This window comes from Stenotrophomonas sp. P5_B8 (genome assembly GCF_054049855.1).
Genome location: NZ_JBFULO010000118.1, coordinates 1 through 10,428, shown reverse-complemented (window position 1 = coordinate 10,428; position 10,428 = coordinate 1). Strand labels below are relative to the sequence as shown.

The following is a 10,428-nucleotide window of genomic DNA, read 5'->3' as shown; positions in this document are numbered from 1 at the left end:
GCCCGCCGCTGGCGCTGGGCGGCCCTGGCGGCGTTGCTGGCCGCGCCGCTGGCGCACGCTGCGCTGCAGTTGGATCTACAGACGCAGGGGCTGGATGCCGTCCAGGAGGCGGCCGCGCGCCGCGTGCTGGCGCAGGTGCAGGCGCAGCTCCCCCTCACCTGGCAGGCGCGCTTCGATGCACCGGTGCCGGTGCGCTGGACCGACACACTTCCCGATCACGTGCACGGCCGCGCCCGTAACGGCGCGATCGCGCTGCGCCGTTCCTTGCTGGACCCGGTGCAGGACGGGGAGCCACTGCCGCGTCCGGTGCAGGCCGCGCTGATCCATGAGCTGACCCACATCCTGGACCGCAGCGCGGCGGGCGGCTGGTCGCGCACCGCGCGCTGGCGCGACCTCAGTGGGTGGCAGCAGCGCCCCTGGCGGCTGGGCCGTACCGGCAACGCTTTCAGCGGCCGCAGCCCGGACGACTACGAGCGCAGCAGCCCGGCCGAATACCTGGCGGTCAATGCCGAGTACTTCCTGCTCGACCCCGGCTACGCCTGCCGTCGCCCTGCGCTGGCGGCGTGGTTCGCCGCGCAGATCGGCCCGTTGGCGGACACGCCCGCCTGCGATGCAGCGCTGCCGCTGGTGCAGGCCGAGGAAAACACCGGCGCGGCTTCGCTGCTGGCAGTGGACCCGGCGCGCGTCTACGCGGTCGATTACCTGCTGGCCGAGGGCAACGACCAGATGATGAGTCGCTGGGGCCACAGCATGCTGCGGCTGGTGATCTGCGCACCCGGGCGGCCGCCCGGTCCGGCCTGCCGGATGGACCTGTCCTACCACCGGGTGCTGTCCTTCCGCGCGTTCGTCGGCGATGTCCAGATCTCCAGCTGGCGGGGGCTGACCGGCGCGTATCCGTCGCGGCTGTTCGTGCTGCCGTTGAACCAGGTGATCAACGAGTACACCCAGGTGGAGCTGCGCGGGCTGTCCTCGGTGCCGCTACGGCTGCAGCCAACGGAGATTGCCAGCCTGCTCGAACGCGTGGCGCAGGTGCAGTGGAGCTACAGCGGACGCTACAGGTTCGTCAGCAACAACTGCGCGGTGGAGACCGGCAAGCTGCTGCAGGAAGGGGTGCCGCGCTGGGCGACGCCCGGGCTGAATCGGATCACCCCGCGCGGTCTGTTGACGCGACTGGAGCGGCAGGGGCATGCCGATGGCACGGTGCTGGGGGACCGCAGCGAGGCGTTGCGCCAAGGCTACTACTTCGCCTCGGCGGAGGCGTACTACCAGCAGTTGTTCGACGTCGCACGTGCCGAGCTGCCGCTGGGCAGCGCGACGGTCAACGCATGGCTGCAGCGCCCGGCCGCGCAGCGCGCGGCGTGGGTGGAGCAGGGCGGCCTGCGTGCCACCTCGGCGCTGCTCTTGCTGGAACAGGCCGCGCGCCAGCGCGGGGAACTGCGTGCACGTGCCGCGCTGAAACGCACGCTGGCCCACCCGGCCGACGGCGCGGACGCCGCGCGCGATACGTTGATGGCGCTGCTGCGCGACACCGGCCAACTGGTCACCCCTGCGGCGCTGGTGCCGGGCGGCTATGGCGTGCCGCTGGGCAGCGAGCGGGCGGCTGCGGCAGCGGCCACCGCGCGGATCAGCGAACGCGGCGTACCGGCCTGGCAGCAGCTGCAGCACCAGTTGCGCGCGCGCCTGCCGCTGGCGCAGCAGCAGGAACTGGCAGTCATCGATGACAACCTGGAGCGCCTCGGCCAGCGCATGCGCACGCTCGCCCGTACCGAGGCCGCTACTGGCGCGGCAGTTCGATGACGAACCGCGCGCCACCCAGCGCGCTGGCCGTGCAGAACACGCGACCGCCATGGGCATCGGCGATTGCCTTGACCACCGCCAGGCCCAGGCCGCTGCCGCCGCGCTGCCGCGAGCGCGAGCCATCGCCACGCAGGAACGGCTCGAAAATCTGCGCGCTGACGTTCGGGTCGATCCCCGGGCCTTCGTCATCGACGGATACCTGCACGTGGGTGGCGGTGTCGTGCACGGCGATCCGCACCCGCCCCGGCGTGGCGTAGCGCCGCGCGTTGTCGAGCAGGGCCAGCAGCGCCTGGCGCACGCGGGTGGGATCGCAGTGGGCCGGATGCTCCTCGCGCGAGGTCTCCAGCTCCAGCACGAAGCCGCCGCTGCGGAAGCCGGGATCGACCAGGGTCATCACCGAGTGCACTTCCTGCACCACGTCGCTGCGGGCCCGGCGCACGTCCAGCCGCGCGCTGTCGGCCAGGCTGAGCACGCGCAGGTCTTCGATCAACCGCGACAAGCCTTCGACCTGCGCCAACAGGCTGCGGAACTGGGCCTCATCGGGCTGGAACACACCCTCGGCAAGACCCTGCAGGCGACCGCGCAGGATGGTGACGGGGGTGCGCAGTTCATGGGCGATCGCCGCGTGCCACATCGCCCGGTCGGCGTCCTGGTTCTGCAGGCGCCGGGCCATCGCATTGAAGTCATCCACCAGCAGGGCCACCTCGCCCAGTGAGCGGTCGCTTGCCGTAGCGCGTGCGCCGAGGTCGCCCTCGGCGAGCCTGCCGATGCTGTCGACCACCGCGTTGAGCGGGGTGAGGATGCGCTGGGAAAGCCGCACCGACGCCGCCACCGCCAGCGTCAGGCCGATCAGCGTGACCCCGGCCATCCACACCAGCTCCGGGCCGGTGGGCGCCCAGTCCACCGGCTCGTCGGCATTGGGATAGAACTCCAGCAGCACGGCATACAGCAGGTAGGAGCTGAGGATCATCATCACGATGACCGCCAGCACCATCAACGACATCGACACCACGATGTGCCGGCTCAGGCCCGGGCGGCGCATCAATGGTCTGCCGCGAGCCGGTAGCCGACCCCGCGCACGCTGGCCGGCACGTTTTCCAGGCCGACGTCATCGAGCTTGCGCCGCAGTTTGCTGACGTGGCTGTCGACGGTACGCTCCAGCGCCTCGCTTTCGGGCAGGCACTGGTGCATCAGCTCGCTGCGGCTGAAGATCCGTGACGGCGCCAGGGCCATGCAGTGCAGCAGCTTGAACTCGGTCAGGGTCAGCAGCAGCTCGTGGCTGTAACCCTCACCCTCGACCTGCACGCAATGGTGCTCGGCATCGATCAGCAGCGTGCCCACGCGCAGGATGCCGGGCGGGGCGGCCGGGCGTGCATTCAACGTGCGTCGCAACACGGCGCGGGCGCGCGCGGCCACTTCGGCCGGATTGAACGGCTTGACCACGTAGTCGTCGGCGCCCATGCGCAGCGCGGTCAGCTTGTCCAGGTCCTGGTCCAGTGCGGTGAGCATGATGACCGGGGTGTCGCCGCGTTGGCGCAGGGTGTTGAGCACCGTCCAGCCATCCATSCCGGGCATCTGCACGTCCAGCAGGATCAGGTCCGGTCGGGCGCTGCGATGCAGCGCCAGCGCGTGCAGGCCATCTTGGGCGCGCAGCGTGCGCAGGCCTTCGCGATGCAGGTAGGCGGCGATGATGTCGGCGATCTCGGGTTCGTCTTCGACGATCAGGACGAGCCCGTTGAGCGAGCGGTCCCAGTGCGCGGCGGCGCTGGGTGAATCGGTGGCGTGCATGCGGGGCAGGGCCAGAAGGTGCTTGTGCTCCATCGTATCTCCACAGTTCCTCCATCGAAACCCCACGCAGGCGCTGCAGACTTCGCCATTCATGATTCTGGTCGCGCGTGCGGCCCTGTGCTGCTGATGAAAACCAACAGGATTCAAACCGCTGTATGGGCGGTGCTTGCGGTCATGCTTGCGGCATGTGCCAGGGAAACGGTGGCGCCAGTGGCGGCGCCGGAGGTGAGCGTGGTGTCGCTTTCGTCTGCGACGGTGCAGCGCGACGATGAACTGCCGGGACGTGTGGCGGCGGTGCGTACGGCGCAGATCCGCGCGCAGGTGGGCGGGATCGTGCAGCGGCGGCTGTTCGCGCAGGGAGCGGAGGTGCAGGCCGGTACGCCGCTGTTCCAGATCGACCCGGCCGCCTTCCGTGCGGAGGTGGACAGTGCGCGGGCGTCGCTGCAGCGCAGTGAGGCGGCGTTGACGCGGACGCGGGTGCAGTCGGAGCGGCTGGGTTCGCTGGCGGCGGCGCAGGCGGTGAGCCAGCAGGCGCGCGATGACGCGCATGCCGAGCACCAGCAGGCAATGGCGGACGTGGCACAGGCGCGTGCGACGCTGGCGCGGCGGCAGCTGGATCTGCGCTATGCCACGGTGGAGTCGCCTATCGCCGGGCGTATCGATCAGGCGCTGGTGACCGAAGGGGCGCTGGTGACCGCGAGCGATGCGACGCCGATGGCGGTGGTGCAGCAGTTGGACCAGGTATACGTGGATGTGCGCCAACCGGCGTCGATGCTGGAGGGTATCCAGCGTGCGGTGGTGGCCGGTCAGCTGGATGCGGCGAAGGGCTTGCCGGTGACATTGCTGGGGACGGGCGGGACGCCGTATGCGGAGCAGGGCCGGATGCTGTTTTCGGGGATCAATGTGGACGCGGAGACCGGCGATATCGTGTTGCGGATCGTGGTGGACAACCCGGCGCGGCGGTTGTTGCCGGGGATGTTCGTGCGGGCGCGGGTGCCGCGCGGGATACAGGTGGGTGCGTTGTTGGTGCCACAGCAGTCAGTGCTGCGCAGTACGGGCGGGCAGTCGTATGCATGGGTAGTGGACAAGGAGGGCAAGGCGGTGATCCGGACGATCGAGGTGGATGGTCTGGTGGACCGGCAGTACGTGGTGAGCCACGGGCTGCAGGCGGGCGAGCGGGTAGTGGTGGAGGGGCAGGAGCGGTTGCAGGAAGGGATGGCGGTGACGGCCCGGCCCTGGCGGCCGGCTGCTGCTGGTGTGAAGGCGAAAAGCGAAAGCTGAAAGGCCAGAGCTGCCTTCAGAACCTGCTCTGTGGCTGGGCCGGGGCGGGTAGGTTCACGGGACACGCCGCAAGTCCCGCTCCGCGGTCCGGCCCAGCCGCCGGCGGCTGTGCGTTCGGACGCATGCGAGGCARTGCCTCGCAAGCAATGCGCCCTCACCCGTGGAGGCTCCGTCCGTCGCGCCATCCATGGCGCTCAGGGTCCCGTGAACCCACCCACCCCGACCCTCSACAGTGGGCTGGTGGCCTTGGGCGAGCAACAAGCGACGCAACGTCCGTATGTCCTTTGCGTCGCTGCGCGGCTGTAGCAGGGCGGGCTTCGGGCTGAGCGCAAAGGCTTGGGATAAAGCTCGCTGACGCGCTGGTCGCTTCGCTCTCCTGTGCGCACCGAAATGTGTCRGRGGCTGGTGGGGGTGGGKTGGCGGGACCCTGAGCCGCATGGATGCGGCGACGGAGCTTACATGGGTGAGGGCGCATTGCTTGCGAGGCATTGCCTCGCATGCGACCGAACGCCCAGCCGCCAGCGGCTGGGCCGGGCCGCGGAGCGGGACTTGCAGCGTGTCCCGTAACCCCACCCGCACCTGCCCAGCCCGGTGCAGGCGCGGACAGTAGCTCTTGCTCTTGCATCGCAGTGGCTTGAGCAATCCCGCAGTACGACGAAGAACCTTTTTTGTGGATGACGATGCCACTGCACCGGCTGCTTTCGCGGCGGTGCGCCGGCGAGAGGAAGTTGCATGCCGCAGTTTTTCATTGAGCGCCCGGTGTTTGCGTGGGTGCTGGCTATTTTCGTGGTGCTGGCCGGAGCGCTGGCCATTCCGCGCCTGGCGATCGAGCGCTATCCCAGCGTCGCGCCGCCCAGCATCAGCATCTATGCCAGCTATCCCGGCGCGTCGGCGCAGACCATGAACGATGCCGTGGTCGGGCTGATCGAGCGCGAGCTGTCCGGGGTCAAGCACCTGCTGTATTTCTCCTCGTCCACCGACACCTCGGGCGAGGCCTCCATTACCGCTACCTTCCGCCCGGGCACCGATCCGGAGCTGGCCCAGGTGGACGTACAGAACCGCATCAAGGCGATCGAATCGCGGCTGCCGCAGGCGGTGCGCCAGAACGGGCTTGGCGTGGAGGCCGCCGATTCGGGCTTCCTGATGCTGGTCGGGCTGCGCTCCACCGATGGCCGCCTGGACGAAGTGGCTCTGAGCGACTACATGGCGCGCAACATCGTCGAAGAACTGCGGCGCATCGACGGCGTGGGTCGCGTGCAGCTGTTCGGTGCCGAACGCGCCATGCGGATCTGGGTTGACCCCGCCCAGCTGGTGGCCTACCGCCTCACTCTGGGCGACCTGACCACCGCGATCAGCGAACAGAATGCGCAGATCGCCCCCGGCCGGGTCGGCGATTCGCCGGCGCTGCCGGGCCAGCGGGTCACCATTCCCCTCACCGTGGAGGGCCAGCTGAGTACGCCGGAGGCGTTCGCGGCCATCGTGCTGCGCGCCAATCCGGATGGCTCCCGGGTGGTCATCGGTGATGTTGCCCGGGTCGAGATGGGCGCGGAAAACTATGCGTGGTCCACACGCGAAAACGGCGCGCCGGCAACCGCGGCGGCCATCCAGTTGTCGCCCGGCGCCAACGCAGTGAAGGTGGCCGGCGCGGTACGCGCGCGCATGGCCGAACTCGCGCCAACCCTGCCGGTGGGCATGGAGTCCACGGTGCCGTTCGACACCGCGCCATTCGTGGCGATCTCGATCCAGAAAGTGCTGATCACCCTTGTCGAGGCGATGGTGCTGGTGTTTGCGGTGATGTACCTGTTCCTGCAGAACATCCGCTACACACTCATCCCGGCCATCGTGGCGCCGATCGCGCTGCTGGGCACCTTCGCGGTCATGCTGGCGGCGGGCTTTTCGATCAACGTGCTGACCATGTTCGGCATGGTGCTGGCGATTGGCATCATCGTCGACGATGCCATCGTGGTGGTGGAAGGCGTTGAGCGGATCATGGCCGAAGAAGGCCTGCCACCCCGCGAGGCCACCGCCAAGGCGATGAAGGAGCTCACCGGTGCGGTGATTGGCATCACCCTGGTGCTCACCGCCGTGTTCATTCCGATGGCGCTTGCCGACGGTTCGGTGGGCGCGATCTACCGGCAGTTCAGCCTGGCCATGGCGGTATCGATCCTGTTCTCGGCGCTGCTCGCGCTGACCCTTACCCCCGCGCTGTGTGCCACGCTGCTCAAGCCGAGCACGCGCGGCCACCACGGGCGAGGCGGCTTCTTCGGTGCGTTCAATCGCGGCATGGCGCGCATGACCGACGGCTACCAGGGGCAGGTGGTGCGCATCCTGCAGCGCGGTGGGCGCAGCATGGCCGTGTTCGCCGCCCTCGTGGTGGCCTTGGGGATGGGTCTGCACCTGCTGCCCGGCGCGTTCCTGCCCGAAGAGGACCAGGGCTACTTCATGACCTCCATCCAGCTGCCGGCCGATGCCACCGCCGAGCGCACCCTGGAGGTGATGCAACGCTACGAGACGCACATCGCCGCACGCCCGGGCATCGCCTCCAACCAGGCGATCATGGGCTACAGCTTCGCGGGGTCCGGGCCGAACGCGGCGATGGCCTACACCATGCTCAACGAGTGGGACGCGCGCGCCGGTGCCACCGTGGCCGACGAGGTGGAACGCGCGCAGCAGGCCATGGCCGCCGCGCCGGAAGGCCAGGTGATCGTGGTGACGCCGCCGGCCATCGACAGCCTGGGCACCTCGTCCGGGTTCGACCTGCGCCTGCAGGCCCGTAGCGGCCAGGGCCCGGCGCAGCTTCAGGCGGCACAACAGCAGCTGCTGGCGCTGGCCGCCGCAAGCCCGCTGCTGCGCGACGTGCATGCCGAAGGCCTGCCAGCGGGCAGCACCGTGCGGTTGGAGATCGACCGACACAAGGCGCAGGCCATGGGCGTGGGCTTCAGTGCGATCAGTGACACGCTGTCGGCGGCGATGGGCTCGCAGTACGTCAACGATTTCCCCAATGCGGGCCGCCTGCAACAGGTGATCGTGCAGGCAGACGCACCGCACCGCATGCAGGTGGATGACGTGCTCAAGCTGCATGTGCGCAATGCCAATAGCGGCATGGTGGCGTTGGCCGAGCTGGTCACCCCGGTGTGGTCGCAGACGCCCTTGCAGCTGGAACGCTACCAGGGCTTCCCGTCGCTGAGCCTGTCCGGCAATGCGGCAGCGGGCGCGTCCAGCGGCCAGGCCATGGCCGAGATGGAGCGGCTGGCGCGGCAGTTGCCGGCCGGCTTCGCACTGGCCTGGACCGGGCAGTCGCTGCAGGAGCGCGCCTCCGGTGCGCAGGCGCCGTGGCTGATGCTGCTGTCGATGCTGGTGGTGTTCCTGGTGCTGGCCGCGCTGTATGAAAGCTGGTCGATCCCGGCGGCAGTGCTGCTGGTGGTGCCGCTGGGCCTGCTGGGCGCGGTGGCGGCCGTGCTGTTGCGCGGGTTGCCCAACGATGTGTTCTTCAAGGTCGGAATGATCACCGTGATCGGGCTGTCGGCCAAGAACGCGATCCTGATCGTGGAGTTTGCGCGCCAGCTGCAGTTGCAGGGGCATGGCCTGGTTGACGCGGCGATCGAGGCGGCACGGCTGCGGCTGCGCCCGATCCTGATGACGTCGCTGGCGTTCGCGCTGGGCGTGGTGCCGTTGATGCTGGCCACCGGCGCGTCGGCTGAAACCCAGCATGCGATCGGCACCGGGGTATTCGGCGGGATGCTGACCGCCACCRTGCTGGCGGTGTTCTTCGTGCCGCTGTTCTACGTACTGGTGCAGGGCGCACGCCGCTGGCGCTGGCCATGGCGGCAAGGCCGGGAGGAATGAGATGAGTACCACCGTGATTGATACCACCATCGCCACGGCCGAGGCACAGGTGCTGCAGCTGCTGTTGGCGCATGACGTGGACGCACTGCAGGCCTGGCTGTCGCCCTCGTTGTTCTTCAGTGACGGGGCAGGGCAGTGGCTGGGCGCCCATCCCTGCCTCACGGGGTGGTCAACCGGGCAGCTGCGGATCACCGCGCTCGAGCAGGCCGCAGTGGAGTCACTGGTGTGCGGGCAGCTGACCCTGGTATCCAGTGACGTGCGGCTGCGGTATGCCGACGCGGCCGGCGAACACGCGCGCGCGCTGCGCCTGCTGCGGGTGTGGGCCAGTGCATCGAACGCGGCCGGCGTGCACCTGCTGTCGATCGCACTGCTGCCGCCGCGCGCGGTCTGAACCGATGCCGCAGCCCGTGGAGTCAGGGCTGCTTCACCTCCCGCTGCAGCCTGCGGGCTAGGATGGTTGGCTGATCGCAACAACCGCAAGGAGTCCAACATGCGTGCATCCCCATGGCTTTTGAGCCTGGCCATCGCGGCCGGACTGAGCGCCTGCCAGCCCGCGCAGCAGGGCGACGGCGCCGCGTCGGCAGGCGCTGCAAGCGAAGCACCGCCACCGCCGGCCGCCGCGACCACCGATGAGCGCAGCTATGCTTTCCAGTGCGGCGATGTGGCCGTACACGCGACCTATCGCGGCCAGGATTCGGCCACGGTGGTGGTGGGCGAGCGGACCTATGCGATGTCTTCGGAGGTCGCCGCCTCCGGTGCCAAATACGGCGACGGGCAGGGCAACACGTTCTGGACCAAGGGCACCACCGAAGGCGCGCTCAGCCTGAAGGGTGAGGCCGATCGCATCTGCACCGGCTCGGGCGAAGAAGGCGCGGCAGCGCCCGCGCCCGCCGCTGGAAGCACGGCCCATGCGGGCTTCCGCGCGACCGGCAACGAGCCCGGCTGGGTAGCCGAAGTCCCCGCGGGCGCAACGCCAAGCCTGCGCGTGGAAACCGACTACGGGCAGCGCACCTTCGAGATCCCCACCCCGACCCAAGGGAAGGATGGCTGGTCTGGCAAGGCCGCCGATGGCACCGATATCAAGCTGACCTTCCAGCGCACGGTCTGCCAGGACGACATGAGCGGGCAGACGTTCGGGACCACGGCGATGCTGACCGTGGGCGCGCGGCAGTACCACGGCTGTGGGGATTTCGCCGGCGCGCCTGCGCTGGCGGCCAAGCCGTAACCGCTGGGCGGGTCAGCGCACGTCCTGCGGGCGGCAGTGATCCGGCGCGACGTCGGTGAACAGGTCGTAGCGGTTGCCCACGCCGATCAACGCCTCGCGCAGGGCGCAATCCGCATGGTGACGTTCGTACAGATCGGCGAAGATCCGTTCGCGGCCCTGGCAGTAGCGTTTGTCGGCGGCCTCAAGCTCGACGCGACGTTCTTGGTCGTAGGCTTCTTCGCCCGCGAAATGCTGGCAGGTGTTTTCGCGCTCAAGAAACGCGCGGACATCGGCGGGCATCGCGCAGTAGATGCGGATGTCGTCCACATCGCCGATGTCGTTGGATACCTCGCAGCCAGCGTTGGCGCGCGCGCGCTCGAGGTCGTCCAGATCCGGCATGCCGGTGTTGGCGTCGGCCTCGATCAGCGGGTTTTCCGTCGCCGGCGATTGGGAAGGGATTTCCGGTGCGGCGACGGCCTCCTTGCCGACCACGGGCGAGGCGGCATCCACCC

Annotated in this window: 8 protein-coding genes; 5 read left to right on the top strand and 3 right to left on the bottom strand. The window is 69.2% G+C overall.

Going from position 1 to position 10,428, the window contains the following annotated elements:
* Positions 1–1,797, top strand: a 1,797-nt coding sequence (locus ACXJKH_RS08865; protein ID WP_457319147.1) for a DUF7844 domain-containing protein, incomplete at its 5' end; no start/stop codon positions are given.
* On the opposite strand, the gene ACXJKH_RS08860 is transcribed toward ACXJKH_RS08865, so the two are convergent.
* Together ACXJKH_RS08860 and ACXJKH_RS08855 are read right to left on the bottom strand one after the other, a co-directional pair.
* Positions 1,775–2,839, bottom strand: coding sequence for an ATP-binding protein (locus tag ACXJKH_RS08860; RefSeq protein WP_256777198.1), 1,065 nt, complete (start codon positions 2,837–2,839; stop codon positions 1,775–1,777). The genes ACXJKH_RS08865 and ACXJKH_RS08860 overlap by 23 nt on opposite strands.
* Positions 2,839–3,585 (bottom strand): response regulator, encoded by a 747-nt coding sequence (locus ACXJKH_RS08855; protein WP_457319149.1) that lies wholly within the window; start codon positions 3,583–3,585, stop codon positions 2,839–2,841. The genes ACXJKH_RS08860 and ACXJKH_RS08855 overlap by 1 nt, the downstream gene beginning before the upstream one ends.
* A gap of 126 nt (positions 3,586–3,711) precedes the next feature.
* Here ACXJKH_RS08855 and ACXJKH_RS08850 point away from each other — a divergent pair, with 126 nt between their 5' ends.
* The 4 genes from ACXJKH_RS08850 to ACXJKH_RS08835 all read left to right on the top strand — a co-directional run bounded on the left by ACXJKH_RS08850 (position 3,712) and on the right by ACXJKH_RS08835 (position 9,937).
* The gene (locus ACXJKH_RS08850) at positions 3,712–4,866 is read left to right on the top strand and encodes an efflux RND transporter periplasmic adaptor subunit (RefSeq protein WP_457319148.1); all 1,155 of its coding nucleotides are present in this window, start codon (positions 3,712–3,714) and stop codon (positions 4,864–4,866) included.
* A gap of 732 nt (positions 4,867–5,598) precedes the next feature.
* Positions 5,599–8,712: a multidrug efflux RND transporter permease subunit gene (locus ACXJKH_RS08845; protein WP_457319146.1), complete on the top strand. Its 3,114-nt coding sequence runs from the start codon at positions 5,599–5,601 to the stop codon at positions 8,710–8,712.
* A gap of 1 nt (position 8,713) precedes the next feature.
* Positions 8,714–9,103, top strand: coding sequence for a nuclear transport factor 2 family protein (locus tag ACXJKH_RS08840; protein ID WP_457319145.1), 390 nt, complete (start codon positions 8,714–8,716; stop codon positions 9,101–9,103).
* Between the two features lie 99 nt (positions 9,104–9,202).
* Positions 9,203–9,937, top strand: a complete 735-nt coding sequence (locus ACXJKH_RS08835) for an MliC family protein (protein ID WP_457319144.1) — start codon at positions 9,203–9,205, stop codon at positions 9,935–9,937.
* A 12-nt stretch (positions 9,938–9,949) separates the two neighbouring features.
* On the opposite strand, the gene ACXJKH_RS08830 is transcribed toward ACXJKH_RS08835, so the two are convergent.
* Positions 9,950–10,408 (bottom strand): hypothetical protein, encoded by a 459-nt coding sequence (locus ACXJKH_RS08830; RefSeq protein ID WP_457319143.1) that lies wholly within the window; start codon positions 10,406–10,408, stop codon positions 9,950–9,952.
* Positions 10,409–10,428 lie beyond the last annotated feature (20 nt).

Excerpts from the sequence above, each read along its gene's own strand:
- ACXJKH_RS08860 (WP_256777198.1), bottom strand. The coding sequence starts at position 2,839 with ATGCGCCGCCCGGGCCTGAGCCGGCACATCGTGGTGTCGATGTCGTTG.
- ACXJKH_RS08850 (WP_457319148.1), top strand. The coding sequence starts at position 3,712 with ATGAAAACCAACAGGATTCAAACCGCTGTATGGGCGGTGCTTGCGGTC.
- ACXJKH_RS08840 (WP_457319145.1), top strand. The coding sequence starts at position 8,714 with ATGAGTACCACCGTGATTGATACCACCATCGCCACGGCCGAGGCACAG.
- ACXJKH_RS08835 (WP_457319144.1), top strand. The coding sequence starts at position 9,203 with ATGCGTGCATCCCCATGGCTTTTGAGCCTGGCCATCGCGGCCGGACTG.